Annotated in this window: 28 protein-coding genes and 1 tRNA gene; 16 read left to right on the plus strand and 13 right to left on the minus strand. The window is 59.8% G+C overall.

The window, feature by feature from the left end:
* The first annotated feature begins 19 nt into the window (after positions 1 to 19).
* Entirely contained in the window at positions 20 to 955 is a 936-nt protein-coding gene (gene fmt, locus CFBP5499_RS00215) for a methionyl-tRNA formyltransferase (RefSeq protein ID WP_080826703.1), read from the plus strand.
* The gene (truA, locus tag CFBP5499_RS00220; RefSeq protein ID WP_080826700.1) at positions 955 to 1,758 is read left to right on the plus strand and encodes a tRNA pseudouridine(38-40) synthase TruA; all 804 of its coding nucleotides are present in this window, start codon (positions 955 to 957) and stop codon (positions 1,756 to 1,758) included. Before fmt ends, truA begins: the two co-directional genes overlap by 1 nt.
* Positions 1,759 to 1,777: 19 nt before the next feature.
* Here the strand turns inward: truA and CFBP5499_RS00225 are convergent, their stop codons facing one another.
* From CFBP5499_RS00225 to dapD, 3 genes are read right to left on the minus strand one after another with little or no spacing between them, the layout of a single operon-like run.
* Positions 1,778 to 2,374 (minus strand): hypothetical protein, encoded by a 597-nt coding sequence (locus CFBP5499_RS00225; protein WP_080826698.1) that lies wholly within the window; start codon positions 2,372 to 2,374, stop codon positions 1,778 to 1,780.
* Entirely contained in the window at positions 2,358 to 3,554 is a 1,197-nt protein-coding gene (gene dapE, locus CFBP5499_RS00230) for a succinyl-diaminopimelate desuccinylase (protein WP_080826694.1), read from the minus strand. The genes CFBP5499_RS00225 and dapE overlap by 17 nt, the downstream gene beginning before the upstream one ends.
* Before the next feature lie 14 nt (positions 3,555 to 3,568).
* Positions 3,569 to 4,423, minus strand: a complete 855-nt coding sequence (gene dapD / locus CFBP5499_RS00235; protein WP_080826692.1) for a 2,3,4,5-tetrahydropyridine-2,6-dicarboxylate N-succinyltransferase — start codon at positions 4,421 to 4,423, stop codon at positions 3,569 to 3,571.
* Positions 4,424 to 4,566: 143 nt separating this feature from the next.
* Between dapD and CFBP5499_RS00240 the strand changes: the two genes are divergently transcribed.
* A complete protein-coding gene (locus tag CFBP5499_RS00240; protein WP_173986165.1) occupies positions 4,567 to 5,427 on the plus strand; it encodes a TIGR00730 family Rossman fold protein in 861 nt (286 codons plus the stop codon).
* Between the two features lie 168 nt (positions 5,428 to 5,595).
* Positions 5,596 to 7,923 carry a methyl-accepting chemotaxis protein gene (locus CFBP5499_RS00245; RefSeq protein ID WP_080827504.1) on the plus strand — a complete coding sequence of 776 codons (2,328 nt, stop codon included), beginning with the start codon at positions 5,596 to 5,598 and terminating at the stop codon, positions 7,921 to 7,923.
* Between the two features lie 68 nt (positions 7,924 to 7,991).
* Here the strand turns inward: CFBP5499_RS00245 and CFBP5499_RS00250 are convergent, their stop codons facing one another.
* Positions 7,992 to 8,936 (minus strand): nucleoside hydrolase, encoded by a 945-nt coding sequence (locus tag CFBP5499_RS00250; RefSeq protein ID WP_080826688.1) that lies wholly within the window; start codon positions 8,934 to 8,936, stop codon positions 7,992 to 7,994.
* A 205-nt stretch (positions 8,937 to 9,141) separates the two neighbouring features.
* On the opposite strand from CFBP5499_RS00250, the gene CFBP5499_RS00255 reads away from it, so the two are divergent.
* Together CFBP5499_RS00255 and CFBP5499_RS00260 are read left to right on the plus strand one after the other, a co-directional pair.
* Positions 9,142 to 9,567, plus strand: coding sequence for an Hsp20 family protein (locus CFBP5499_RS00255; protein WP_080826686.1), 426 nt, complete (start codon positions 9,142 to 9,144; stop codon positions 9,565 to 9,567).
* 56 nt (positions 9,568 to 9,623) lie between these two features.
* Positions 9,624 to 9,881, plus strand: coding sequence for a DUF1150 family protein (locus CFBP5499_RS00260; protein ID WP_080826684.1), 258 nt, complete (start codon positions 9,624 to 9,626; stop codon positions 9,879 to 9,881).
* A 42-nt stretch (positions 9,882 to 9,923) separates the two neighbouring features.
* On the opposite strand, the gene CFBP5499_RS00265 is transcribed toward CFBP5499_RS00260, so the two are convergent.
* A complete protein-coding gene (locus tag CFBP5499_RS00265) occupies positions 9,924 to 10,505 on the minus strand; it encodes an EF-hand domain-containing protein (protein ID WP_080826682.1) in 582 nt (193 codons plus the stop codon).
* Between the two features lie 124 nt (positions 10,506 to 10,629).
* On the minus strand, positions 10,630 to 11,343 hold the full coding sequence (locus tag CFBP5499_RS00270) for a pyrimidine 5'-nucleotidase (protein WP_080826680.1): 714 nt from the start codon (positions 11,341 to 11,343) through the stop codon (positions 10,630 to 10,632).
* Positions 11,344 to 11,449: 106 nt separating this feature from the next.
* Here CFBP5499_RS00270 and CFBP5499_RS00275 point away from each other — a divergent pair, with 106 nt between their 5' ends.
* Positions 11,450 to 12,367, plus strand: a complete 918-nt coding sequence (locus CFBP5499_RS00275; RefSeq protein WP_080826679.1) for a DMT family transporter — start codon at positions 11,450 to 11,452, stop codon at positions 12,365 to 12,367.
* A gap of 45 nt (positions 12,368 to 12,412) precedes the next feature.
* On the opposite strand, the gene argB is transcribed toward CFBP5499_RS00275, so the two are convergent.
* Complete coding sequence (gene argB / locus CFBP5499_RS00280) at positions 12,413 to 13,297, minus strand: acetylglutamate kinase (protein ID WP_080826678.1); 885 nt, start codon at positions 13,295 to 13,297, stop codon at positions 12,413 to 12,415.
* A 356-nt stretch (positions 13,298 to 13,653) separates the two neighbouring features.
* On the opposite strand from argB, the gene CFBP5499_RS00290 reads away from it, so the two are divergent.
* Entirely contained in the window at positions 13,654 to 14,031 is a 378-nt protein-coding gene (locus CFBP5499_RS00290; protein ID WP_080826675.1) for a hypothetical protein, read from the plus strand.
* Positions 14,032 to 14,043: 12 nt separating this feature from the next.
* Here the strand turns inward: CFBP5499_RS00290 and yihA are convergent, their stop codons facing one another.
* Genes yihA through CFBP5499_RS00315 form a run of 5 tightly spaced genes read right to left on the minus strand, consistent with a single transcriptional unit; the run spans position 14,044 to position 17,385 of the window.
* Positions 14,044 to 14,697 (minus strand): ribosome biogenesis GTP-binding protein YihA/YsxC, encoded by a 654-nt coding sequence (yihA, locus tag CFBP5499_RS00295; protein WP_080826674.1) that lies wholly within the window; start codon positions 14,695 to 14,697, stop codon positions 14,044 to 14,046.
* On the minus strand, positions 14,694 to 16,493 hold the full coding sequence (gene yidC / locus CFBP5499_RS00300) for a membrane protein insertase YidC (RefSeq protein ID WP_080826671.1): 1,800 nt from the start codon (positions 16,491 to 16,493) through the stop codon (positions 14,694 to 14,696). The genes yihA and yidC overlap by 4 nt, the downstream gene beginning before the upstream one ends.
* Complete coding sequence (gene rnpA, locus CFBP5499_RS00305) at positions 16,493 to 16,876, minus strand: ribonuclease P protein component (RefSeq protein ID WP_080826669.1); 384 nt, start codon at positions 16,874 to 16,876, stop codon at positions 16,493 to 16,495. The genes yidC and rnpA overlap by 1 nt, the downstream gene beginning before the upstream one ends.
* A gap of 36 nt (positions 16,877 to 16,912) precedes the next feature.
* Positions 16,913 to 17,050, minus strand: a complete 138-nt coding sequence (gene rpmH / locus CFBP5499_RS00310; protein ID WP_003493611.1) for a 50S ribosomal protein L34 — start codon at positions 17,048 to 17,050, stop codon at positions 16,913 to 16,915.
* A gap of 41 nt (positions 17,051 to 17,091) precedes the next feature.
* Positions 17,092 to 17,385, minus strand: coding sequence for a hypothetical protein (locus tag CFBP5499_RS00315; RefSeq protein ID WP_233284160.1), 294 nt, complete (start codon positions 17,383 to 17,385; stop codon positions 17,092 to 17,094).
* Positions 17,386 to 17,401: 16 nt separating this feature from the next.
* On the opposite strand from CFBP5499_RS00315, the gene CFBP5499_RS00320 reads away from it, so the two are divergent.
* From CFBP5499_RS00320 to CFBP5499_RS00340, 4 genes are all read left to right on the plus strand, one after another.
* A complete protein-coding gene (locus CFBP5499_RS00320) occupies positions 17,402 to 19,450 on the plus strand; it encodes a methyl-accepting chemotaxis protein (protein ID WP_080826667.1) in 2,049 nt (682 codons plus the stop codon).
* 265 nt (positions 19,451 to 19,715) lie between these two features.
* On the plus strand, positions 19,716 to 21,134 hold the full coding sequence (locus CFBP5499_RS00325) for a sensor histidine kinase (RefSeq protein WP_173986217.1): 1,419 nt from the start codon (positions 19,716 to 19,718) through the stop codon (positions 21,132 to 21,134).
* A gap of 217 nt (positions 21,135 to 21,351) precedes the next feature.
* Positions 21,352 to 21,428, plus strand: a tRNA-Arg gene (locus tag CFBP5499_RS00335).
* 175 nt (positions 21,429 to 21,603) lie between these two features.
* Entirely contained in the window at positions 21,604 to 22,416 is an 813-nt protein-coding gene (locus tag CFBP5499_RS00340) for a class I SAM-dependent methyltransferase (protein WP_080826665.1), read from the plus strand.
* Between the two features lie 72 nt (positions 22,417 to 22,488).
* On the opposite strand, the gene CFBP5499_RS00345 is transcribed toward CFBP5499_RS00340, so the two are convergent.
* Positions 22,489 to 23,255, minus strand: a protein-coding gene (locus CFBP5499_RS00345) for an IS5-like element IS427 family transposase (protein WP_130932629.1) whose coding sequence is annotated in 2 segments (ribosomal slippage) — positions 22,489 to 22,943 and positions 22,943 to 23,255 — 768 coding nt in all. Because the reading frame shifts where the segments join, the coding sequence is not laid out codon by codon here.
* Positions 23,256 to 23,284: 29 nt separating this feature from the next.
* Here CFBP5499_RS00345 and CFBP5499_RS00350 point away from each other — a divergent pair.
* The 4 genes from CFBP5499_RS00350 (at position 23,285) to CFBP5499_RS00365 (ending at position 26,797) form a co-directional block, all read left to right on the plus strand.
* Positions 23,285 to 23,734 (plus strand): SMI1/KNR4 family protein, encoded by a 450-nt coding sequence (locus CFBP5499_RS00350; RefSeq protein WP_080830940.1) that lies wholly within the window; start codon positions 23,285 to 23,287, stop codon positions 23,732 to 23,734.
* Positions 23,735 to 23,907: 173 nt separating this feature from the next.
* A complete protein-coding gene (locus tag CFBP5499_RS00355) occupies positions 23,908 to 25,053 on the plus strand; it encodes an ABC transporter ATP-binding protein (RefSeq protein WP_175416565.1) in 1,146 nt (381 codons plus the stop codon).
* Positions 25,050 to 25,976 carry a carbohydrate ABC transporter permease gene (locus tag CFBP5499_RS00360; RefSeq protein WP_080826663.1) on the plus strand — a complete coding sequence of 309 codons (927 nt, stop codon included), beginning with the start codon at positions 25,050 to 25,052 and terminating at the stop codon, positions 25,974 to 25,976. The genes CFBP5499_RS00355 and CFBP5499_RS00360 overlap by 4 nt, the downstream gene beginning before the upstream one ends.
* Positions 25,976 to 26,797 carry a carbohydrate ABC transporter permease gene (locus CFBP5499_RS00365; RefSeq protein ID WP_080826660.1) on the plus strand — a complete coding sequence of 274 codons (822 nt, stop codon included), beginning with the start codon at positions 25,976 to 25,978 and terminating at the stop codon, positions 26,795 to 26,797. Before CFBP5499_RS00360 ends, CFBP5499_RS00365 begins: the two co-directional genes overlap by 1 nt.
* Positions 26,798 to 26,835: the final 38 nt, after the last annotated feature.

The following is a 26,835-nucleotide window of genomic DNA, read 5'->3' on the forward strand; positions in this document are numbered from 1 at the left end:
GACAGGGCAGGGGGCGACGATGGCTCTTCGCATCATTTTTATGGGCACGCCGGATTTTTCCGTTCCCACATTGCGTGCATTGGTGGACGCGGGCCACGAGATCGTTGCCGTCTACACCCAGCCGCCGCGTCCCGGTGGCCGCCGTGGTCTCGATTTGCAGAAGTCTCCCGTGCATCAGGCGGCCGAACTTTTGGGTCTGCCCGTACTGACGCCCGTGAATTTCAAGGCCGAGGAAGACCGCCAGCAGTTCCGGGATTTCAACGCTGATGTGGCGGTCGTCGTGGCTTACGGACTGCTGCTGCCCGAAGCGATCCTCTCCGGCACGCGTCTCGGCTGTTACAATGGTCACGCCTCCCTGCTCCCGCGCTGGCGCGGTGCTGCCCCCATCCAGCGGGCGATCATGGCCGGTGATGCCGAAACCGGCATGATGATCATGAAAATGGAAAAGGGGCTGGATACCGGCCCCGTCGCGCTCACCGCAAAGGTTGCGATCGGCGAAAATATGACGGCTGGCGAACTGCATGACAGCCTGATGCTGGCAGGTGCGCGGCTGATGCGGCAGGCGATGGGCAAGCTGGAGGCCGGCGACCTCCCCCTCGTCACGCAGGCGGAAGAGGGCGTGCTCTACGCCGCGAAGATCGACAAAGGCGAGACCCGCATCGATTTTTCAAGGCCCGCACAGGATGTCCATAACCACATCCGTGGTCTTTCGCCGTTTCCCGGCGCATGGCTGGAAATGGATATTGGCGGCAAGGCGGAGCGCGTGAAGGTTCTCGCCTCCGAACTGGCGAGCGGCATGGGCGAAGCGGGCGCCGCGCTGGATGACGTGCTCACCGTTGCCTGCGGCAGCGATGCCGTGCGGCTGACCCGTTTGCAGAAGGCGGGCGGCAAGCCGATGTCGGCGGCCGATTTCGTGCGCGGTACACCGGTTCCGGCGACAACGAGGCTCGGCTGATGCCACGTTTCCGCATGACCGTCGAATATGACGGCACGCCCTATTACGGCTGGCAGAGACAGGAAAACGGCCCCTCCGTTCAGGGCGCGCTGGAGGCTGCCGTCCGGTCGCTGACTGGGGAAAGCGTTTCCATTCGCGGCGCAGGCCGCACCGATTCCGGCGTGCATGCCATTGGGCAGGTCGCCCACATCGATCTTTCCCGCGACTGGGAACCCTACAAGCTCCGCAATGCCTTGAACGCGCATCTCGCCATGGCCGGTGAGGCTGTGGCTGTTCTCGATGCTGCTGCCGTGACCGAGGATTTCGATGCGCGTTTTTCGGCGCTGCGCCGTCATTATCTCTACCGCATCATTTGCCGCAAATCCCGGCTGGCGCTGGAGCACAAGCGGGCATGGTGGGTATCGAAGGATATGGACCACGAGCGCATGCATGAAGCCGCTCAGATGCTCGTCGGCCGGTATGATTTCACCACCTTCCGCTCTGTCCATTGTCAGGCGAACAGCCCGGTCCGCACGCTCGACCGGCTGGACGTGACGCGCAACGGTGATCTCATCGAGATTCGCGCCACAGCACAGAGCTTCCTGCACAATCAGATACGCTCTTTCGCCGGCACGTTGAAACTGGCGGGCGAAGGCAGCATGACCCCGGACGATGTGCGCTCTGCACTGGAAGCGCGGGATCGCAAGGCCTGTGGTCCCGTTGCGCCGCCGGACGGTCTCTATTTCATGCAGGTCGATTATCCCGATATCATTCCGCCGCGCCGCCGCCGCCCCGAAGTCGAAATGACGGAAGACGCGGACTGACCTGAAGCCACACGGCCTCTCAGGCGGGATAGACGCCGAGAAAACGCTGCAATGCTTCCGACAGCAACATGGCGGGCACCAGCAGCGTCATGACGACGGCCGAGACAAGCAGCGACTGGTCGCGGATGAAGAATCTGACGATCCGCGAAAAGGCAAAGACCAGCGATAGAAGCAGTGCCAACCACAGAATGGCGATCAGCCCCTGCAGGGGCGGCAGAAAGAATGCGATCAGGATCAGGACCGCATAGGCATAGGAAAAGGGCAGCGACAGCCAGTTCATGGTGGTGACGAGCGGTGCGAATTTTTCCCGGGCGCCAAATGCGTAGAGCAGCATGCCGATCAACAGCAGCGGCACGATCCAGCAGATGGCCTCGACCATGGCCAGGCGGAAGAAGAAGATGAAGCCCGTTCCGGTTCCGGGCGGATAGCTGGCGAGAAATGCGGCGCGCAGCCACAGCCAGGAAATCAGCATGGCCGGCAGGCACCACAGCGCGGAATAGAAGGATCGCCACATACCGCGCTCGGAAAGATCGAGATATCGCGCGCCATTGTGATCGCCGAGCAGCAAAAGCCACAGGCCTGTCAGATAGAGCCTGACTTCACTTACCGTCGGCATGGGCGAACCAGCGTTCGATAAAGGTCTCGTAAATGCGCGTCAGCGTCTCGAGATCGGCAACTGCCACTCGCTCATCGACCATATGCATGGTCTGCCCGACGAGACCGAATTCCACGACAGGGCAATAATCCTTGATGAAGCGTGCATCCGAAGTGCCGCCGGTGGTCGAAAGCTTCGGTTCCTTACCGGTTACGGCTTCAACCGCGCCTGACAGCGACGAGATGAGCGCATTGTTGCGGGTCAGGAATACATGGCTCGGGCGGTCCGCCCAGACGATTTCATATTTCACCGGTGCGCGGTCGGGGCGAAGCTCGCCTTCCGCCGCAGCCGCGTCGAGGCGACGGATGATCTCCGCCCGCAGGGTCTCTGCCGTCCAGGTGTCGTTGAAACGAATGTTGAAGGCCGCCGTCGCCCGCGCCGGAATGACATTGGTCGCGGCATTGCCGGTGTCGATGGTCGTCACTTCCAGATTGGATGGCTGGAAATCATCCGTGCCGTGATCGAAGGGCGGATGCATCAACGCATGGGTCAGCTGCAACAACCCGCGAATGGGGTTATCGGCGAGATGCGGATAGGCGGCGTGGCCCTGAACGCCGTGGACCGTGATCCGGCCCGAGAGCGATCCCCGGCGGCCGATCTTGATCATATCGCCCAGCTGGTCGGGATTGGTCGGCTCGCCCACCACGCAGGCGTCCCACGTCTCTCCCTTTGCAGCAGCCCATTCCAGAAGCTTGGAGGTGCCGTTGATCGACGGGCCTTCCTCATCTCCGGTGATCAGGAAGGAAACGGAGCCCTGCGGTTTGCCGTGTTTTTCGATATGGCGGGCAATGGCAGCCACGAAACAGGCGATACCGCCCTTCATGTCCACCGCGCCGCGACCGTACATTTCGCCGCCGGCGATGTCTGCCGAAAAGGGCGGATGGCTCCATGCGGCCTCGTCACCCACGGGAACGACATCCGTATGGCCCGCAAACATCAGATGCGGGCCTTCGGTGCCGAGCCGGGCATAGAGGTTTTCCACGTCAGGCGTTCCCGCCTCGCTCGCCACAATCCTGTCCACCCGGAAGCCAAGCGGCGAAAGCAGCGTGTCGAGCAGGGAAAGCGCGCCGCCTTCCGCAGGCGTCACCGAAGGGCAACGGATGAGGGCGGCGAGATTGGCAACGGGATCGGTCGTGGTCATGATATCAGCTTTTATCAGTCGCGCAGAAGCTCGTTGATGCCGGTCTTCGAGCGGGTCTTTTCATCGACGCGCTTGACGATCACGGCGCAATAGAGGCTCGGGCCCGGCTCGCCGTTCGGGAAAGGCTTGCCCGGCATGGTGCCGGCAACGACGACGGAATAGGGCGGCACTTCGCCATAGGTGATCTCGCCGGTGGCACGATCGACGATCTTGGTCGATTTGCCGATGAAGACGCCCATGCCGAGAACGGCGCCTTCGCGTACGATGCAGCCTTCAACGACTTCCGAACGGGCGCCGATGAAGCAATTATCCTCGATGATGGTCGGGCCGGCCTGCAGCGGCTCCAGAACGCCGCCGATGCCGACGCCGCCGGAAAGATGCACATTCTTGCCGATCTGCGCGCAGGAGCCGACGGTCGCCCAGGTATCGACCATCGTGCCTTCATCGACATAGGCGCCGAGATTGACGAAGGAAGGCATCAGAACGACGTTCTTGGCCACATAGGCGGAGCGGCGCACGACGGCACTCGGCACGGCGCGGAAGCCGGCGGCGCGAAACTGGTTTTCGCCCCAGTTTTCGAACTTCGACGGCACCTTGTCCCACCAGGTGGATTCGCCCGGTCCGCCGGTGACGATCTCCATGTCGTTCAGGCGGAAGGACAGGAGAACGGCCTTCTTCAGCCACTGGTTCACCTTCCAGTTCCCGTCCGCCTGCTTTTCGGCGACGCGGACCTTGCCGCTATCGAGAAGTTGAAGAGATGTGTCCACCGCGTCACGAACCTCGCCCTTCGTCGATACGTTTACACCGTCACGGTTGTCGAAGGCTGTTTCGATGGTGGTTTCGAGGGAGGTGAGATCCGTAAGGCTCATGGAAAATTCCTTGAATGTCGCGTGTGGTCTGGTCACGGATGGTCCCGCGCCGCTGGAAGGCTCTGGCCATTTGATCTAAGGGAGTGTTGGAAAGGCGTCAATGTGATTTGGATGATTTGGCGCGTCAGACGAAAGGCATGGAAATGACACGACTGAAAAATGGCAAATTGCGGCGCAAGGACGGGGCATGGGACCCGTTGAAGCGCAGTGCTGTGGACAAGCAGCAGGCCGAGGTCGTTGTCAAAACGCCGCAGTCGGATTCCCCGTCCTACCGGCTGGCCTATGTGGATATGGACTTTCTCTGCCGTGAGGAGTTGCGCCCCGTCAGGCTGCAGCTGGAACTTCTGAAGACGGAAATGGCGCTCACCGAGCGCGGGATTAATTCCACCGTCGTCATGTTCGGCGGCGCCCGCATTCCCGAGCCGGGTGGCGAAGCCTGGGCGGCGCGCAACGAAACGCAGAAGCGCAATCTGGAGCAATCCTCGGTTTATTACGAAGAGGCGCGCAAGTTCGCCCGCCTTTGCACCGACTATGGCGCGAAATCCGGTCACTTGGAATATGTCGTGGTCACCGGCGGCGGTCCCGGCGTCATGGAAGCTGGCAATCGCGGTGCCATGGATGCCGGAGGCCCCTCCATCGGCCTCAATATCGTTCTGCCGCACGAGCAGGCGCCCAACCCCTATGTCACTCCGGAACTGAGCTTCAACTTCCACTATTTCGCCATCCGCAAGATGCATTTCCTGATGCGGGCGAAGGCCGTGGTTGTTTTCCCCGGTGGCTTTGGCACGCTGGATGAACTGTTCGAGGCGCTGACGCTGATCCAAACGAAACGCATGGCGCCCATTCCGCTCATCCTGTTCGGGGAGAAATTCTGGCGCTCGGTCGTCAATTTCGAGTTCCTCGCGGACTTCGGGACCATTGCGCCGGAAGATATGGAGCTGCTGCATTTCGCCGAAACGGCCGACGATGCATGGAACATCATATCCGCCTATTACGAACACTGATTTTTTGCTTGGCGCGGCGAAGTAATTTTAGGGCTTAATTAGCAAACATAACCTATTTTTACCTCGTCGCGCTGCAGCACACTGTCCCATTCTGGACGGGCCTCCATGACGGAGATTTTCATCCGTTTCCGCCAGCTTCTTCGAGCCGGCGATTTGATCGAGGCCAAGATGTTCAATTTCAAAGTGAAGTCGCTTGCGACGAAGCTGATCCTCGTGACCGGCTGCGCCATCACCACGGTTCTTATCGCATCGAATTCCTTCCTCATTTCCCAGACCAGTGAACGTGTCCATGCGCTGACCATGGAGCAGGCCAATACCGAGGCGCGCGCCATCGCCAACGTCATTGCCGCCGATGTCGGCGAACTCGGCAGCGCCGCGCGCTCGATGGCTGGTGTCATCGGCCGTGCGCATCAGGCGAAATCGATGGACCGGCCCGGGATCGTCAATATCCTCAAAGCCAATGTCGAGCAGAATGCCTTCGCTTTCGGAAGCTGGTTCTGCGAACAGCTGGGTCTTTTCGATGGACAGAGCACGGAGATCGCCAACAGGCTCGATCTCGGCACCAATAAAAACGGTGCTTTCGCCCCCTATTGGTCGAAGACCCAGAAGGGCGACATTCAGTTCTCGACCTTCGACAATGACTATGCGGCCGAATGGTATGCGCTGGCCTCCAAATCCGGTAAGGGCGCCATCACCCAGCCTTATCTCGCCCAGGGCACGGAAGTGCCCACCACCATGACCTCGCTCGCTTATCCCGTCATGTCGGATGGCAAGATGATTGGTGTGGCGGGTGTCGATATTTCGCTGGCCGCGCTGTCGCAGAAGCTGCAGGCGCTGCATCCTTTCGAAACCGGTCGCGTGACGCTCGTTTCGCAGGGCGGCCAGTGGCTGGTGCCGCCGACGCCCGAGCAGAATATGAAGGCCTATGACGGAGATGGCGCAAGCACCGTTCAAGCGGCGATTGCATCCAGCAAGCAGGGCCTCATCGAAAATCTCGGCCTCGATACGGACGCACCCTATAACCGGCTTGTTTATCCTTTCGCCGTGCCGGGCCTCAATGCGACCTGGGTGGTGCTGGTGGATATTCCGCACAAGGCGCTGAACGCACCGGTTCAGGAGCAGACCTATCTGATGATCATCGGCGCAATCGTCATTCTCGCCGCCGTCATCGCCGCGCTTTATTTCGCCGTTCGGCATTTCGTCGGCAACCCGCTCGCCTCGCTGGTCGCTGATGTGAGAACTTTGAGCGATGGCCGTTATGAGGTGCCGGTCTCCGGACAGGAACGCAGGGATGAAACGGGTGCTGTTGCAACGGCACTGGAAGGCTTTCGCGCAAAGCTTGCCGGTATCCGTGAAATGGAGGCCGATGCCGCCGCCCAGCGCGACAACGCGGAAACGGAGCGCCAGCGGTCCGAGTTCGAGCGCAGTGAAAACAGTCGGATGCAGCAACACATCGTCAGCGCGCTCGGTGCCGGCCTCAACGCGCTTTCGCAGGGCAATCTGACCTACCGTATTGAAGATGAATTCCCCGGCGAATATGCAAAGCTGCGCGCTGACTTCAACTCGGCGCTCGAAAGTCTCGAGGAAACGGTTTCCACCGTCAACGCAACGGTCGTCAGTATCGGCAATGGCACTGGCGAGATCACCCGCGCCGCCAGCGACCTTTCACACCGCACGGAACAGCAGGCCGCGAGCCTCGAAGAAACCGCCGCCGCTCTCAACGAATTGACCGCACAGGTCAATTCCAGCGCGGAAAACGCCGCAGAAGCGGCCGGTGCCGTCAGCCATGCTTGCGATGACGCCGGCAAGTCCGGCGAGGTCGTGCAGCAGGCCGTGAATTCCATGCAGGGCATCGCGCAGTCCTCTGCGGAAATCTCCCGTATCATCGGGGTGATTGACGAGATCGCCTTCCAGACCAATCTTCTGGCGCTGAATGCCGGCGTCGAAGCGGCCCGCGCGGGCGATGCGGGCAAGGGCTTTGCCGTCGTCGCACAGGAAGTGCGTGAACTCGCTCAACGCTCCGCAACGGCTGCCAAGGAGATCAAAGGTCTGATCAACACCTCTGCCACGCAGGTGGGCGAGGGTGTCCAGCTAGTCGGCAAGGCCGGTGAGACGATGAAAAAGATCGCCGATCAGGTTCTGCAGATCAACCAGCTGATACGGCAGATTTCAGCCTCCGCCAGCGAGCAGGCGGTGGGGCTGAAGGAAATCAACTCCGCCGTTACCCAGATGGATCAGGTCACCCAGCAGAATGCGGCGATGGTGGAGGAAACCACGGCGGCCAGCGTGACGCTGAACAGCGAAGCCGAAACCCTGAAATCGCTCGTTGCCGGTTTTGCGGTCTCCGGCGGCCATTCCAGCCAGCAATTGCGCGCCACGGCGGCGACAATGCGTGCGTCCACCGCTCCGGCAAAGGCCCACGCTGCGGCTTCCCGCGCCCGTCCGAGAACCAGCGGTGCAAACGCACTGGCGCAGGATGACTGGACGGAATTCTGATCCGCCATTTCCACTTCAAATGAAAAGGCCGCTGGTTTTTCCAGCGGCCTTTTTTGTCCCTGTCCGGATCAGAGCCGGGCGAAACGTTCGGTCAGCAACTCGAAGAAGCCATCCGCATTGACATTGCGCATCACGCGGGCATTGGCGGGACGGTCCGTCACCCGCCACCAGTCCACGACAGTCATGCCCATGGTCAGTTCGGAAATGACCTCGATCTCGACATTGCACTCGCGGCCCTCGAAAAGTTCGGGCTTGAGGAGATAGGCAATGACGCTCGGATCATGCAGCGGGCCGCCATCAGAACCGTATTTCTCGATGTCGAAACGCTCGAAGAATTCCAGCATTTCCGCCATGGCGATGGCCGGGCGCGTGCCGATGTCGCGAATGCGGTTGACGCGCGCCTTGGTGGTCAGCAGCTTGTGGGTGACATCAAGCGGCATCATGACAACAGGCATGCCGGAGCGGAAAACGATATCGGCGGCCTGCGGATCGACATAGATGTTGAATTCCGCCGCCGGCGTGATGTTGCCGCCTTCGAAGAAGCCGCCGCCCATCATCACGAGTTCCTTGACGCGGTCGGCGATCTCAGGCGCCTTCAGGAGAGCCAGCGCCACATTGGTCAGCGCGCCAAGCGTGCAGAGCGTCACGGTGCCGGCGGGTTCCCGCATCAGCGTCTCGATGATGAAATCGACCGCATGCTGCTCTTGCGCCTCCATTGTCGGCTCATCGAGAACCGGGCCGTTAAGGCCGGTGCTGCCGTGAACATGTTCGGCGGTGATGGGCTTGCGCACCAGCGGCTTCTCCGCGCCCTCATAGACGGGAATATCGGTGCGGCCGCACAATTCGCAGATGATGCGGATGTTGCGGCTGGTCAGTTTCAGCGGAACGTTGCCGGCAACGGCGCACAGTCCGAGAATGTCGATTTCGTCAGGGCTTCCAAAAGCGAGCATGATTGCCGCCGCGTCGTCCTGGCCCGGATCGGTGTCGATGATGATTTTTCTGCGTTCTGCCATGTCTTGCCCGCCGTTGAGATGAGCGCTTTTTTCGAGCGGAGGGTGCTCACTTGTCAAGCCTCATTCCTGCCTCTTGCCTTTGCCGGTGTTTTGTCTTGCGCATCGTGTTTCGGCTTCCCATATTGCTTGAGCCGGTGCGATTGACCGGCAAGGTTGCCGGAAGCGGGACCGCGAAACGTCGCTTGGTTGCAAGGACAGAAAAGATATGAGCCGCATGACGCCATTCACCCACCCTCTTTTGCTGGGTTTTGATGCCATGGAAAAAACGCTGGAGCGCATGGCGAAGGCCAATGACGGCTACCCTCCCTATAACATCGAGCGTCTGCCTGGCGGCGAAGAGGTGCCGGAGCGTCTACGCATCACCATCGCGGTTGCCGGTTTTTCGCAGGATGATCTGGATGTGACGACAGCTGACAACCAGCTTGTCATTCGGGGCCGCCAGCAGGAACAGGAGAAGGGCGATTTTCTCTATCGCGGCATCGCGGCGCGGCAGTTCCAGCGGGTCTTCGTGCTTGCCGATGGCATGCAGGTGCGGGAAGCGCGCCTGCGCAACGGCCTTCTTTCCATCGATCTGGTGCGGCCCGAAATTTCAAACGTGGTAAAGAAAATTAATATTTCCGTCTCAGAGTAGAACGTGAACGCCGGAATCGGACATGAATCGCTCGGCGTGAAGAAGGAGGCTGAAATATGCTCTTAAAAGAAGCGCATGCGCGTCTCACCCAGTCCCAGTTCGCCCATATCGGTGAAGGAGAAGTGGGATATATTCGCAAGATCCGTGCGGAAGACGTTAGCCGCTGTTTCCCGGAAGCGCCCGATCTCGATCCGCAGCTGGATCTGTGGGCGCTGTTCGGCGCGGATGGTACGCCTATCCTCCTGACAGACAATCGTTCCAGTACCTTTTTCAAGGCGGCGGAAGACGATCTAAAAACCGTCAGTCTCCATTGAAAGGAAAAGCCCGCCGATTGAGCGGGCTTTATACTTACGGGATCAGAGGAACGGGCGGTCCGGCATGTCGTCGATGGAGATGACGCCGTCCTTGTTCCTGTCCAGCCGCTCGAACATTTTTTCGCCGGCGGCAGTGAATTCGGCCTTGCTGACCTGGCCGTTCTCATCCGTATCGGCCGTGCGGAACAGCGCGTAGGCCGCACCCTTGCCGCCATGTTTGCCCCAGCCCTGACGGCCGCCATGTTCGCGTTCGGCGCGCTTGCCTTCGGGGGTCTTGGCTTCGTCACCCTCGGGGCGCGGATGGGCGGCGCGAAACGCCTCCATTTTTGCCTGGCGGTATTCACGTATTTCCTTTGGCGTGATCGAACCGTCCTTGTCCTTGTCGATCTCGGCAAAAAGCGCGTCCTGACGTGCGGCGAACTCTTCCTTCGTAATCTTGCCGTCCTTGTTGGTGTCGGCCACCTTCAGAAGGTGAACGTACATCAGTTCCGGGCGGAACGGCATGCGATCGCCGTGGCCTTTGCCATGCGGGGGTGGGGCGGCGAAACTTGCCGTTGCGGCCGAGCCGAGCAAAAGGGCTGCGCCAAGAGCAGAGAGTGCGATTTTTCTTGTAGACATCGTCATTACCTTCCGTTGGGTGTCCCTGGGAAAGAAGATAGTGACGTCGGCGCCAGCCCACTACTTAAACATCCGTAAGGTGGATGAAGCTTCGGTAATCTTGTCCGTCAGTGCTTGGCCGATGCCCCGGTCAGCCCTTGATGGTTTTCGTCAGGAACCCCGTCAGGTCGTCGGTAATGTAGTCGATATGCTCATCCGTCACATCAGGGATTTCCCAGCGTTCCATGATCACGCCCTCAAGATTGGAGGGCACGAGCAGCACGGTCTTCATGCCGAGCGCCTTGGGAGCCGCGAGATTGCGCGGCAGGTCCTCGAACATGGCGGCGTTTTTCGTATCGAGTTTCGCAAGGGCTGCGAACTTCTCATAGGTCGCGCTGGCCGGCTTCGGCAGGTAACCGGCGGCGACGATATCGAAAATATCCTCGAAATGATCGAGAATGCCGAGTGCGCCGGCGGCAGCCTGCGCATGTTTGACGCTGCCATTGGTCAGGATGAACTTGCGACCCGGCAGAGCCCTGATCGCCTCGCCGAGTTCCGGATGCGGTTTCAGCGCCGAATAGTCGATGGCATGGGCACGTTCCAGAAACTCGTCCGGGCTGATGCCATAATTGATCATCAGGCCCTGAAGCGTGGTGCCATGGTCGTGATAATAACGCTTCTGCAAGACGCGGGCCTCTTCCGGGTCGAGCTTCAGAAGCTCCGCCACATAGGCCGTCATGTTACGGTCGATCTGGGAAAACAGATTGACGTGATGCGGATAGAGCGTGTTGTCGAGATCGAAGACCCATTCGCTGACATGGGCGAAATCGGCGGCGTCGGGCAGGTTTTTCGGCTTTGTGTCCATGGGCTGCTTTATGCCCGTTTCGAACGGCGAAGAAAATCGAAAAGACGACGATTGATCCGAAAATCGGGCTTGGCTGCGGCCTCCAGCGCATGATACCGCCAAGGCCATGGAACTCTGGATAGGCATTACTTTCGCAAGCGCGTTCCTGCAGAACCTGCGCTCAACGTTGCAAAAGCACCTCAAGGGTATGATGGGCACGACAGGCGCGACGTTTGTGCGCTTCGTGTTCGGCGTGCCCTTCGCTCTCGCTTATCTTGCATTTCTGCATCTCGGGCTTGGCCGGCCGCTGCCGGTGCCAAACATGTCCTTCGCCGTATGGGCAACGGTCGGGGCCATGGCGCAGATCGCCGCCACTTTCCTGCTGGTGCACCTGTTCTCTTTCCGCAATTTCGCTGTTGGCACGGCCTATTCCCGCACCGAGCCGGCACAGGCGGCGCTGTTTGCCCTTATCTTCATCGGCGAAAGCGTCACTGGCGGGACATTGGCGGCCATTGCGATATCGGTCGCCGGCGTCATGCTGATTTCCGTGGCGCGTACGGAAGTGACGCCCGCTTCTTTCTTGACCTCGATCTTCAGCCGGACGGCAGGTATCGGTCTTGCCTCGGGTGCATTCTTCGGCCTGTCCTCGGTTGCCTACCGGTCGGCATCGCTGGCGCTCGCGCCAAGCCTGCCTGCCCCGGATGCGATGATGCAGGCGGGCTTCACCCTCGTCGTCGTCATCGTCATGCAAACGGTGTCGATGTTCCTCTGGATCATCTGGCGCGAAAGGGAAGAGTTACGGCGTATCGCCAGGGTCTGGAAACCGTCGCTCGCGGTCGGTTTCGTGGGCGCCACGGCCTCATTCGGCTGGTTCACGGCGATGACCCTGCAGCAGGCCGCCGTGGTGAAGGCGCTGGCGCAGGTGGAGATGCTGTTCGCCTTCGCCTCGACCGTGCTTTTCTTCAAGGAGAAGATCAACCGGCTCGAACTGTCCGGCTGCCTGCTGATCGTCGTTGGTGTGCTGTCGCTTCTGGCATTCGGCTGAATGCCAGATATGGCGGACGGGCTTGCCGTCCGCCACTCTGACGCATCAGGGCACGATAAGCGTGCCGGCGCCTTCCGTGAAGATTTCCAGAAGTACGGAATGCGGTGTCTTGCCGTTGAGAATCACCACGCCTTGCACACCGGCCTTGATGGCGTCGATGCAGGTCTCGACCTTTGGGATCATGCCACCGGAAATCGTGCCGTCCTTGATGAGCGCGCGCGCCTGGGAGACAGTCAGTTCCTTGATAAGTTCCTTGTTCTTGTCGAGGACACCAGGCACGTCCGTGAGGAACAGAAGGCGTGAGGCGTGAAGCGCTCCGGCAATGGCGCCGGCGAAGGTATCGGCATTAATGTTGTAGGTGGCGCCGTCACGGCCGGGAGCGACGGGCGCGATGACCGGGATCATCTCCGATTTGGCAAGTAAATCAAGCAGGGTGCGGTCGACTTCCACGACTTCACCAACGAAACCGAGATCGAGCACGCGCTCGATATTGCTGTCGGGATCGATGACCGTCTTTTTCGCCTTTTCGGCGAAGACCATGTTGCCGTCCTTGCCGCACAGACCGATGGCCCATTCGCCCGTTTGGTTGATGAGGGCGACGATTTCCTTGTTGATCGAACCGGCCAGAACCATCTCGACGATCTCGACCGTCTTGGCGTCGGTGACGCGCAGTCCGCCCTCGAATTTCGATTCAATGCCCATTTTCGTCAGCATCGCGCCGATCTGCGGGCCGCCGCCATGGACGACGATGGGGTTGATGCCGGACTGCTTCAACAGGGCGATGTCTTCCGCGAAAGCCTTGCCGAGCGTGGAGTCGCCCATGGCGTGGCCACCATATTTCACCACGATTGTCTTGTTCTCGTATTTCTGCATGAAGGGCAGGGCCTGCGCGAGTAGCCGTGCCTGAATTTCGCTTTCGGAAGAAGTCATGGAAAAACCTCGGTCTATGGTGGCGGCCGCATGAGCCTTTCATCGCTCTACAGCATCGGCGCAAAAATCGGAATCGATTTTTGCGGTGCAGGATGCATGGATTCGACATGTCACGGCGTTTGCAAGGACAGGCGAATCTCCGTTTTCGACGAATGAAATAACCTGCGGGCCTTACTGTGTCGGCCCATAGTAAAATTCTGTTTTTGGGCGGCGTCAGCTGCGTAATAAGATTGACATAAAGCACCAATCGGACCAGCTTTGTTGGAAGCAGGGGAGGGGTTATTCAGCAGGGCGACGGGACATGTCGCGCGTCGTGAAACGATGCTGGCCTGAACGACCGAGGAGTTTGAAGACCCATGACGGCACCGGATCGAGACAAGCAGAGCGGTTTGCGGGACGAAGTGCTCGCCGGCGAATATGTGCTGGGTGCCCTGCCGCCGGAAAGCATGGCGGAGCTTGCAAAGCGCGTGAAGCGCGACCGGCAATTTGCCGCCATGGTCAGGCGCTGGCGGGAGAATCTAGCCGAAACGGAATATCGGGAAAAAGCGACGATGGCCGCCTTGCTTGAAAGGGATCCGTTCAGGTCCAGCCTGCCTTTCCGAAGCCAGCCACTCCGCAGCGGCAGCGTGTTCACCGCCATGCTTTCGGAAGTCTGGCATTCGGTGCGCTTCTGGCGGCTTCTGGCGCTGACGGCGATGCTCTGGACCGCCGTTCTGCTTTTCACAATCGCCTGAGGCGAAAATTCTCTAGAGCGAGACCGTTCTGACGATCTCGGCGCGTAGATCGTCCAGCCCGAATGACTTTTCCGACGATGTGGCAAGAACTTCGGGATAGGCAGCGGGACGCTTGCGGATTTTCTCCAGCGTTTCGCCAATCAGCCGGGGAACGCCAACGTCCTTGATCTTGTCCGTCTTCGTCAGCACGACCTGATAGGACACGGCCGCTTTGTCGAGCAGGCTCAGGACCTCTTCGTCGTTCTTCTTAATGCCATGACGGGAATCGATCAGCACGTAAACGCGCTTCAGCGTCGCCCGGCCGCGCAGATAATCGAAGACGAGTTTCGTCCAGGCATCGACATGGTCCTTGGGCGCCTGCGCATAGCCGTAACCGGGCATATCGACCAATGCCATCGGCGGCAGGTCGCCCGGCTCGCCGGAATAACCTTCAGGAACGAAATAGTTCAGTTCCTGCGTACGTCCGGGCGTGTTGGACGTGCGGGCAAGGCCCTTGTGACCCACCAATGCGTTGATGAGCGAGGACTTGCCGACATTCGAGCGACCGGCAAATGCAATTTCCGGCGGGCCCTCGGGCGGCAGGAATTTCATTGCGGGAACGCCGCGAATGAAAATCCAGGGTCGCCCGAACAGGGGCTTTTCGGTTGCCGTGCCGGTGTCACTCATTTCGATTGCACCGGCTTTCGCTTGAACAGCCCTTTTATATTATCGAACAGTTCGATCTTGGCGCCGTGACGCTTCATGATGAGGGCCTGCTGGCTGATGGAGAGCGTGTTGTTCCATGCCCAGTAGATGACCAGACCAGCCGGGAAGGAGGCCAGCATGAAGGTGAAGATCAGCGGCATCCAGGTGAAGATCATCGCCTGTGTCGGATCGGGCGGCGTCGGGTTCATGCGCATCTGCAGGAACATGGTGATGCCCATGACGAGCGGCCAGACGCCGATCATCAGGAAATGGGGCACGTCGTAGGGCAGAAGGCCGAACAGGTTGAACAGCGACGTCGGATCGGGCGCGGAAAGGTCGTGAATCCAGCCGAAGAACGGTGCATGCCGCATTTCGATGGTGACGTAGATGACCTTGTAGAGCGCGAAGAACACCGGGATCTGCAGAAGCATCGGCCAGCAGCCGGCAACCGGGTTGATCTTCTCTTCCTTGTAGAGCTGCATCATCGCCTGCTGCATGGCCATGCGGTCATCGCCATGCTTGGCTTTCAGTTCTTCCATCTTCGGCTGCACGCGTTTCATGTTCGCCATGGAGGCATATTGCTTGCTGGCGAGCGGGAAGAAGAGCGCCTTGACGACGATGGTGGTGAGCAGGATGGCCACGCCGAAATTGCCAAAATAACGGAAGAAGAAATCCATCATTTTGAACATCGGCTTGGTGATGAAGTAGAACCAACCCCAGTCGATCAGGAGATCGAACTTCGGAATGGAATAGGCGGTCTCGTAACGATCGACCAGCGGCACTTCCTTGGCACCGGCGAAGACGAGGCTCTTCAGCTCGATGGACTGGCCGGCTTCGACCGTCATCGTGTCGCTCTTGAAATCGGCCTGGTAGCTCGGCTGATTGCCGGTGATGTGGGAGTAGCGCGTCTCGAACGGCGTCATCTGCGGGGGAACTATGGCCGCGGCCCAATATTTATCGGTAATGCCGAGCCAGCCGCCGGTCGCCTTGGCAACCGTTACGGGCTCCTCTTCGACGTCTTTGTATTTCTTTTCCGTCAGGCTGCCGTCTTTGCCCGAGACACCGAGAAAGCCCTCGTGGATGACGAAGACAGGGGGAATTACCGGCTTGTTGTTGCGCGTCACTCGGCCGTAAGTGGCAAGCGAGATCGCAGCCTGTCCGGGGTTCTCGACCTTGTCGGTGACCGAGATCATGTAATGCTCGTCGATCGAAACCGTACGCGAGAAAACGACGCCCTTGGAATTGGTGTAGGTCAGGGTGACCGGGGTGGTTTCCGTCAGCTTGTCACCGCTTGCAAGCGTCCAGACGGTCGTCGGACCGGGAACGCCGCCGACGTCCTGTGCTGCAACGTAACCGAGTTCGGTGAAGTAACCGTCCTTGGTATCGGAGGGCGAAAACAGCGTGATGATCGGGCTCGAGTCATCGACGGTCTCATGGTAGCCCTTGAGCCGGATGTCATCGAAACGGGCACCGGTCAGATTGATCGAGCCGGCAATGGCGTTGGTGTCGATAGCGACGCGCGGGGTCCTGGCGATCGCATCTTCCCGGGTCGCCGTGGCGGCGGCCTGCGTGGAGGATGCGGGCGGTGCACCTTCGACGGTTGCGCCGGGTGCAGCACCCGGTGCCGGCTGTTGTTGCGTCGTCTGCTGCTGCGCCTGGCGGGCCTCTTCGGCGCGGCGCTGCTGGTCGATGCGCGGATTCATGTAAAGGAATTGCCAGGCTAGGACGATGACAACCGAAAGGGCTATCGCGATGAAGTAATTACGGTTCTTTTCCATCATTCTTTCCTGGAGCGGGTCTCCTGGGACCGTTTCGGTTTCGCCGTTCCTTCAATGCGCTCGGCAAGGAGAGACTGAAGTTTCGGGAAGGCCGTATCGAGTACGTCCCTGCGGGCGACAATCACATAGTCATGACCGGGCTTCATTGCGACCCCGGCAGAAAGCCTGACGGCTTCCTTGAGACGGCGGCGCATGCGATTTCGCTCGACCGCGTTGCCTTGTCTTTTTGTTACGGTAAAACCGACGCGAGGCTCGGTTTCCGGGGCTTTTCGGTCAAGCACTTCCACAAGAAAGGTGCTCCCCCGCCGTTTTTCCCCCGCCTGAACGGCAAGAAACTCCGACCGGTTTTTAAGCCGGCCGGGTCGTTTTTCAGTCTCGCTCATGTGTCCACGACTTTCATCGGGCCACAGGCTCGGCAATTAAGCCGACAGACGTGCGCGGCCGCGCGCACGGCGGGCTGCGAGAACCTTGCGGCCGCCGGCAGTAGCCATGCGGGCACGGAAACCATGACGACGCTTGCGAACAAGCTTGGACGGTTGGTAGGTACGCTTCGACATTTATTTAATACCGCGGTGTGCGGCCCTTCTTGAATTTGCAATTATTTGCAAGAGCGTTTCGTTTTTTGCACGGCTAACCCCGCCTGGGCGAGCTTTCTATGGCCGAGCGTGCGCGGCTTATAAGGGCATAGGCCGAGCAAAGTCAATTGCCGAAGGGGTTTTAGCACTTCACCTTTTACGGAAAACACACCGCCCTGTCCTTCGCCAATCGCCGGCAGAGGTCGATTCTCGTGCGCAATCGATAAAATCCGAAATTCTTTCTTAACGCAGCATTGATAAATCTTGTGACGCGAAAAGTTATGCCAGCTTCCCATTTTCATCTTGGCGCTGGTCATTGTTGGGGGAACGAAATTGAGAATTCGCGGTCGTATCAATCTTCTTGTCGGGCTGATGAGCCTTGTGGCCTGTACCATCGGTGGGCTGTCCATCTATGCGATCAACGAATTCTGGGTTCGCTCGCATCATTTCGAAGAGGCGGCGGAGAGGGCCTACAAGGGCGAAGCGCTCAATCGTCTGGTGACGGCGGTCGTCATGGAGGCGCGCGGGGTCTACGCGGCGGCCGATATTGCCGCGGCCACCCCCTTTGCCGACGGCATGGTCAAAAACCTCGATGCCATGGAAAAGCTGATTGCCAGCTGGGCTCCGCTCGTGCCGGCAGACCAGCAAGCGAATTTCGACAAGCTCGTTGGCCGCTCGAAGGAGTTCCGGATCTTCCGTCTGGAAACCGTCCGGCTGGCGAAGGAAAGTGGACCGCAGGCAGCGAGCCAGCAGGGCAATAACGAGGCGAACCGCGCCAACCGCAAGGCATATCAGGCTGAAATCGACGGTGTCGTGAAGAACGACATTGCCGAACTGGAGGTCGTGAAGGCGGGCGTGGATTCCTTCAGCGCCACCATATTTTGGGTGATCGTCGCCGTGACTGTGGCAGGTGTCGGCGCGGGTGCCGTCTTTGGTCTCTACATCGGCACACGACAGCTCAGTGCACCCATCCGCAGGGTTTCGCAGGTGATGAATGCCGTGGCCGATGGAAATCTGGACGCGGAAGTTCCCTATCTCGGCCGCACCGACGAAATCGGTGAAATGGCGGCTGCCGTCGAGGTTTTCAAGCGCAACGGCAGCGAGGTGCGCCGCATGAATGCGCAGGAAGCCGCCATGCGCGCCAGGAGCGACGACCTGCAGGCCGGCATGGCCATCGTCGTCGATGCCGCGGCCGCAGGCGATTTCAGCCGCCGCATCAACAAGGACTATGGCGACGACAACCTCAACCGTTTTGCCGCGACGATCAATGCTCTCCTCACGGGGGTGCATAATGGCGTGTCCGAGACCAGCCGCGTCATCGAAGGTCTGGCGCGTGGCGATCTGACGGAGAGGATGGAGGGCGACTTCCGCGGCGTCTTCGCCGAACTCAAGGAGAACGTCAACCAGACGCTGACCAAGCTGCGCGAGACGATGCGTGAAGTGCGCGGCAGCACGGAAGGCATCAGCGGCAACGCCAACGAGTTGCGCTCGGCCGCCGACGACCTGTCGAAGCGGACGGAACAGCAGGCAGCCGCACTGGAGGAAACCTCCGCCGCGCTGGACGAAATCACCGCCGTCGTGCGCAATTCCACCGATCGTGCGCAGGAAGCCAGCGCCATGGTCGCCGAAACCAAGCAGAAGACGGAAGAATCCGCCAATGTCGTGCGCGACGCCGTCTCCGCAATGGATCGCATCGAGAACGCCTCGCGCGAAATCAGCCAGATCATCAACGTCATTGACGAAATTGCCTTCCAGACCAACCTTCTGGCACTGAATGCCGGTGTGGAAGCGGCGCGTGCAGGCGAGGCCGGCAAGGGCTTTGCCGTCGTCGCTCAGGAAGTGCGCGAACTGGCTCAGCGTTCCGCAACCGCCGCGAAGGACATCAAAGCACTGATTACCAAATCCGGCGAGGAGGTCGGCCGAGGTGTGTCGCTGGTGCAGAGAACGGGCAGTGCGTTGAGCGAGATCGAGACGCGCGTTCTTGCCATCAACGAACATATCCATTCGATCGCCACGGCCGCCAGAGAGCAGTCCACCGGCCTGCATGAAGTGAATACCGCCATCAACCAGATGGACCAGGTGACGCAGCGCAACGCCGCCATGGTGGAGGAGACCTCGGCCGCGACCTATAAGCTGAGCAGCGAGGCGGACCATCTCGTCACACTGGTGACGCGCTTTAATGTCGGCACCGAGACGGCGCAGCGTAGCCACCGTATCGAGCAGCCTTTGCGGCCGATGACAGCATCGGCCGGACCGGTTGCGGTCTCCGGCAGGACGACGGCCGTCGCTTCCCCGGCCCGCAAGTTGATGAGCAGCGTCAGCCGCGCGCTGAACGCCCAGCCCGCCGCAGCCCCGGCGCAGGGCGACTGGCAGGAGTTCTAGGCGACCTGTTGTTTCACCTCAGGCCCGCTTACTCTCAGGCGCCGCCCCTTTCGGGCGGCGTTCGTTTTTCCGGCACTGAAAACGCCGGCACTGAAAACGTTTGTTTTGCAGTGCATTGGAAAAATATCCATTAGGTCCTATGATCATTGCTGCATATAAACCGAGCCGTTCCACGCAAGCAGCGGCGCGCATACAGGATCATGGCCCGGTGTTTTCTAAAGGCGTAGACAGCTTGGACCGCACTCAAGACGATCCGGTGCATTGCATGCCGGGATTGACCGCCGGTCTTTCTGGACGCCTGCTGCTGCTCACCGTGATTTTCGTGATGATCGCCGAAGTGCTGATTTTCGTGCCTTCCGTTGCCAATATGCGTCTTTCCTGGCTGCGTGACCGCCTGAACACGGCCGCCGCCGCTGGTGCCGTCATCGATGGCCTGCAAGCGGAACTGCCGCGAAGCGTGCAGAACGACACGCTGATGGCAACCGGAGCGAAGCTTATCGCCCTGCGCAAGGACGGCACGTCGCGCTTGCTCGCCGTGGCGGAGACACCGCCCGGCGTCGACGAGCAGTATGATCTTTCGGACGTCTCGCAGGTGGCGGCGGTGCGGGACGCCTTTTCCACCTTGCTGTTCGGCGGCAATCGCGTCATCCGCGTCTTCGATGTGGTGGGAGACAGCGACACGATCATCGAACTGGTGCTGGGTGAAAACAAGCTGCGGGCGGCGATGCTTGCCTATGCCCGCAACGTTTTCCTGATTTCCATCGTCCTGTCGCTGGTCACCGCGGGCCTGATCTTCATCTCCATCAACCGCATCATGATCCGGCCAATACGCCGGTTGACGCTCGGCATGCAGAATTTTTCGGAAGATCCGGGCAATCCCGAGCGGATTTTCGTGCCCGAGGAGGGGACGGATGAATTGTCGGTTGCGGGGCGCCATCTCGCCGACATGCAGACGGAGCTGCAGAAAACGCTGCGGCAACAGAAGAATCTCGTGGATCTTGGACTCGCCGTGTCGAAGATCAACCACGACATGCGCAATATCCTCTCCTCCGCCCAGCTCATGTCAGACCGTCTGGTCGATGCCAAGGACCCGATGGTCAGGAGTTTCGCGCCGAAACTGCTGCGCACGATCGACCGGGCCGTGGCCTATACGGGTGAGGTTCTGGCTTATGGTCAGGCGACGGAGGGGGCGCCGAAACGCAAGATAGTGCATTTGAGCCTGCTGGTGCGGGATGTGCGCGATATTCTGGCGCTCGATCCGGATAGCGGCATCGAGTTTCAGGATAGCGTCCCCCCCGATCTGACGGTGGATGCGGATTCCGAACAGCTTTTCCGGGTGATCCACAATCTCTGTCGCAATGCCGTCCAGGCCCTGCAATCCGATGCAGCGAATGCGGCGCCAAGACATCTTTCCATCTCGGCCCAGAGGGCCGGCAGCGTCGTCAGCATCGTTATCGATGACAATGGGCCGGGAATGCCACGCAAGGCCAAGGAGAACTTGTTCTCCGCCTTCAGGGGATCGGCCCGCTCCGGCGGCACGGGCCTTGGGCTGGTCATCGCCCGCGAGCTCGTGCTTGCCCATGGCGGCACGATCGCACTTGTCGAAAAGCCCGGTCCCGGCACGCAGTTCCGTATCGAAATCGCCGACCGAGCCGCCTCCGTACAGGCAGCCAGAACCGCCTGAAAAAGCCGCTCAGTGGTGGGCTCGGGAAGCGATTATCTCCGGCGGAATCGAGGTCCCATCAGGCCCGTGAAAAATGGTCTGCATGGAATTTACAATATAATCAATGTGATACGCGAATTGCTGCGGAAAAATGACAATTTCGAAACGAAATCGCTTGCATTCGGAATGAGGACGTTTTAGAGGATCGCCACGCCACCGGAAACGACCGGAACGGCACGCACCCGTAGCTCAGCTGGATAGAGCACCAGACTACGAATCTGGGGGTCAGGAGTTCGAATCTCTTCGGGTGCGCCATTTTTCTTCCCTTAAAATAGCTTCTGTGACGCGCCACTCGTTGGCGTATATGCCCCGGCAACTTCATACTGGTCCGTCAGCGTTGATGTCTAAGCCTCGCAAGGCCGAATGAATTCCGAACATCCCGAATATATGTTAAATTCCTCCGCTCATCAGATGTCCCGGAGTGAAAGCCATGTTGGAAGCGGACAAGGTGTTTGCGGGTTCGATTCCGGAAAATTACGACCGCTATATGGTGCCGTTGATTTTTGCGCCATTCGCCGCTGATCTGGCGCGGCGGGCAGCCGCCTTGATGCCGATTGATGTTCTGGAAATCGCTGCGGGCACCGGGGCCGTCACGCGGGAATTGGTTCCCCGATTGTTGCCTGCGGCAAATTATGTGGTGACCGATCTCAATCAGCCCATGCTCGATTTCGCAGCGGCTCAACAGGCACCCGACAGCCGTATAAAATGGCGACAGGCGGATGCTCAGCTTCTGCCTTTTGAAAATGCTGTTTTCGATCTTGTTTTCTGCCAGTTCGGGGCGATGTTCTTCAACGATCGCCTGTCGGCCTATCGTGAGGCAAAGCGGGTGTTGAAGCCCGGCGGGCATTATTTATTCAACGTATGGGATCGCATTGAGGAAAATCACTTCGCGGATGATGTGACGAACGCCCTCGCCGGCCTTTTCCCCGATGATCCCCCGCGCTTCATGGCCCGCACCCCGCATGGTTATTATGATACGGCGTTGATACGCTGCGAGTTGGAGAATGCCGGTTTTTCCCGCGTGACGATCGAGACGGTGGCGGCGCAAAGCCGCGCCCCGTCGCCGCGCATTCCGGCCGTCGCCTATTGTCAGGGAACGGTTCTGCGGACGGAAATAGAGGCCAGGGGGCCGGGGAAGCTCGATGCTGCGACAGATTGTGCCGCTGCTGCCATTGAGGCGCGACATGGCGATGGCGAGGTGGCTGCCAAGATTCAGGCTCATGTGATTCTCGCCGCCGTATAAATCGGAGCCGCCGACCGGGTTTTCCAGCCGATAAAAGCGCGCTGAAAACAGTTTGCAATAACCCCCTCAATATTAGGCCGTAGACTCATAAGCCCGCAGCCACAGGCGCATTGACGCCAACTGGACCATGGCGAGGAAGTTTTCCGCCAGCTTATCGTAGCGGGTAGCGACCCGACGAAAGTGCTTCAGCTTGGAGAAGAACCGCTCGATCAGGTTCCGTTCGCGATATAGCCATGAGCTGAAGTACGGTTTTGACCTACGGTTTGCCTTGGGCGGAATATTGGCGAACGCCCCCTTCTCGCGGAGAGACGCCCGGATGCGATCGGCATCATAGGCCTTGTCAGCGAGCACGATGGTTCCGGCACCCACATGGTCAAGCAGACCGTCAGCCGCTTGCCCGTCGTGGCTTTGCCCAGCGGTTAGGCTCAGCCTGATCGGGAGACCTTGCCCATCGACGACCGCGTGGATTTTGGTCGTGAGCCCGCCTCGGGAACGGCCGAGACAATGATCTCGATCCCCCTTTTTGCCGTCGCAGCCTGCTGGTGGGCGCGAACGGAAGTGCTGTCGATCATCTGGATGTCGCCATCATGGGCAGCGGTGATGGCGTCCATCATTCGGTCCCAGACGCCTGCTTTCCGCCATCGTATGAATCGGTTGTAGCAGGTGGTTCGCGGACCATAGCGTTCGGGCAGGTCGCGCCACGGCGCACCGGATCGTAGCACCCAGAAGATTCCATTCAGCACGCGACGGTCATCGACGCGCGGCACCCCTCTTGGCTTGTTGGGTAAAAGTGGCTCAATCACGCGCCATTCAAAATCGGTCAAGTCATATCGGCTCATGCTGGTGCTGAATCAGCTTTTGATCTGTAATGGAAGCCGTCATCATTCAGGAAAGCGAAAGTGGAGGCCGCGTGCTGCAAAATCGAGAATGGCATAAGGTCGATGGAGCCTCCGCAGACGCAATCGCCTCGCTCAAATCGCTGGCTCCGGTCGATCTTCCTGAGAGTTATTACGCATTGCTGACTTTCAGCAATGGCGGGGAAGGACCGCTAGCGGTTCAGCCGCTTTGGTTCCAACTCTATCCCGCCGAGGAAGCTGCTCAGATTGAACGGGACGGGACTTTCCGAGAGTTTTTCCGGGGTTTGTTCGTGATCGGCGGCAACGGTAGCGGCGAAGCCGTGGCATTCGACTTGCGGGAAAATGCGCCATATCCCCTCGTCGCATTCGACATGACCAACGTCGACCTGGAAGAGAGCCTAAGACCGATAGCGCCATCCTTCGATGTAGCGCTGGATTTGATCGGTCGAGACAATCAGTAATCCGGCACCGCGTTTATGGGTTCACGGCCTAGTGGTTTTGGGTGTAGGCCTATACCGCAACGTTTTCCGATTGCTCCGGGTTTTCGGGTTTTCGAGTGTCATCGAAGTTTCCGCAAACCTTCGTCATATTGTCATACAATAAAAGCATATGCGCTCCAGAAAAGGAGCGCAGAATGACGCCACAATCACTTGAACTTTCAGGAATCGGCAAAGGCTTCGGTGCTGACGATGTTCTGAAAGAGATCGATCTTTCCATTCGTCCAGGGGAATTCCTGTCGCTCGTCGGCATGTCGGGCTGCGGCAAGTCCACGCTGCTGCGCATCATTGCGGGGCTGGAATCGCCGGATCGCGGTTCGGTTTCGATCGGCGGGCAGGATGTGACGGAGATCGATCCGAGCGATCGCAATCTGGCGATGGTGTTCCAGTCCTATGCACTTTATCCCCATATGAGTGTGCGCCAAAATATTGCGACACCGCTGCGCATGCGGCGCCTGCCTTTGGCTGCACGCCTGCCGCTGATCGGACGCTTCGCAGCGCCCGCGGAAACATTGAAGCAGATCGATGCCGCCGTGGAACAGGCGGCCGAGACGCTGCAGATCGCCCATCTGCTGGATCGCAAGCCCGCGCAGCTTTCCGGTGGTCAGCGCCAGCGTGTGGCGCTTGCCCGGGCGCTGGTGCGCTCGCCCGCAGCCTTCCTGATGGATGAGCCGCTTTCGAACCTCGACGCCAAGCTCCGCGCCCATATGCGCGAGGAACTGGCGGGCCTGCACCGCCGGCTTGGCGCAACCTTCATCTATGTCACCCATGACCAGATCGAAGCCATGACCATGTCCGACCGCATTGCGCTGATGTCGGAAGGCCGCATCGAACAGCTCGGCACGCCGGACGAGCTTTACCGCAAACCTGCGACACTGACCGTCGCGCGTTTTATCGGCACGCCATCGATCAACCTGCTACCGGTCGAAATCGGTGCGCAGGGTAAGGTTGCGGCGTTTGGACGCGATCTTGGCATCGAGGGTGCGGGTCGCGATGCCGGCCCGGCGACGCTCGGCCTTCGCGCCGAGGATCTGCGTCCGGGCGAAGACGGTTTCACTGTTCGCGTGGTGCGCAGCGAAACCCACGGCGCCGACCGTTTCGTGAGCTGCCGCCTGCTGAGTGACGAGACAGTCTCCGTGACCCTGCGTCAGGGCGCGGATGAGGTGCTGGGCGCCGATGCCAATGGCATGATGAATCTGGGCTTTGCGCCGGAGCGCGCGCATCTTTTCGCGGCCGATGGCCTGCGCCGCAAAGTGACGGTGCGTGAACGGGTGCCGGCATGACGGCTGTCGATATCTCCACGCCCGTGCGTGCCAAATCTCGCACGCGCCTGCCGAGGGCGGATCGGCGGATGATATGGCGCGGCCTGATGTTTGCAGCGCCGGCAGGCCTGCTGCTGCTGGCCATCTATATCGTTCCGATGCTCGTTCTTGCCGGTTTTTCCGTCACTGATTACCAGCTTGGGGCACTTTCCACCCGCTTCATTGGCCTCGGCAATTTCGTGAAGGCGTTTCAGGATACGGTTTTCCTGCGTGCGCTGGCGAATACGGCCATTTATGCGGCCATCGTCATTCCCTTCGGCGTGTTTCTCGCGCTCGGGGTGGCTTTGCTGGTCTATAACCGCAAGCGCAGTCGCGCCTTCTGGGAGGTGGCCTATTTTCTTCCCGTCACCGCAACCCTCGTCGCCATGGCGACCGTGTGGCAGTTCCTGTTGCATCCTTCGCTCGGCCCGGTGAACGCGGCGATCAAATGGCTGGGTTTTGAGCCCGTCGCGTTTCTCTCCAACCCCGTTCTTCTCATTCCCACCATGGCGCTGATCGGCATCTGGCAGGTTCTGGGCTTCAACATGGTGCTGTTCCTCGCTGGCCTCACCGCCATCTCGAAGGATCTGCATGAGGCGGCGCGGCTGGATGGCGCCAAGAACCCGGTTGACCGGTTCCTGACGGTGACATGGCCGATGCTCGGACCGACCACCATGTTCGTGGTGGTCACAACCTCCATCTCGGCCTTCAAGGTGTTCGAGACGGTTGCCGTGCTGACCAAGGGTCGCTCCGGTTCGGAAACCCTGCTGTTCGATCTTTATCTCGAGGGTTTCGAATATTCCAACACCGGTTATGCCGCCGCGCTGACGATTATCTTCCTCGTAATCGTGCTGATCCTGTCGATTGGCCAGACGCTACACATGGACCGGAAGGTGCACTATTGATGGCCGCATTCCGCAAATATCTCCCGCATTTCGTCCTTGCGCTAGGCGCTTTCGTGATGCTCCTGCCATTTTATTGGATGGCCCTGACGTCGATCCGCTCGCCGGCGGAAATATTCGATGTCTCGCTCTGGCCCATCCCGCAGAAATTCGACGCGGCTGACAATTACGCCCGGGCGGCAGGTCAGGTGCCGATGGCGCGTTTCATGCTGAACGGCGTCATCGTCTGCGTCGGCATTCTCGTCGTGCAAATCCTCACATCGGTTCCGGCGGCCTATGCTTTGGCAAAGCTCCGCTTTCCGGGACGCAAGCTGCTGCTGGGTCTTGTCATCGCGGCGCTCTGCGTACCCATCCAGGCGCTGGCGCTGCCGCTCTTCGTCGGTCTGGCCAAGACGCAGCTTCTGAACACCTACTTCGCGATGATGATGCCGTTCTTCCTGTCGGTCTTCGCCATCTTCCTCTTCAACCAGTCCTTCCGCAGCTACCCCGATGAAGTCATCGAGGCTGCCCGCATGGACGGTTTCTCGGAAATGGAAATCTGCTGGGGGCTGGTGCTTCGCGGTTCGCTGCCGTCGCTTGCGGCTTTCTCGATCTTTTCACTCGTTGCCCACTGGAACGATCTCTACTGGCCGATGATCGTCATCTCCGACACCAATCTGGCCCCGCCGCCGCTTGGCATGATGCTTTTCGCCGATGTCGAATCCGGTGCGAATTACGGTGCGCTGATGGCGGGCGCCACACTGATTACCGCGCCGATGGTGCTGTGCTTCCTCCTCGCACGGCGGCACTTCATCGCCGGTATTACCATGACCGGCGTCAAGTGACGCCGTTCAGACTTCCTCCTCCCAACCTCTCTGGAGAC

Source organism: Agrobacterium tumefaciens (genome assembly GCF_005221325.1).
Lineage (GTDB): Bacteria > Pseudomonadota > Alphaproteobacteria > Rhizobiales > Rhizobiaceae > Agrobacterium.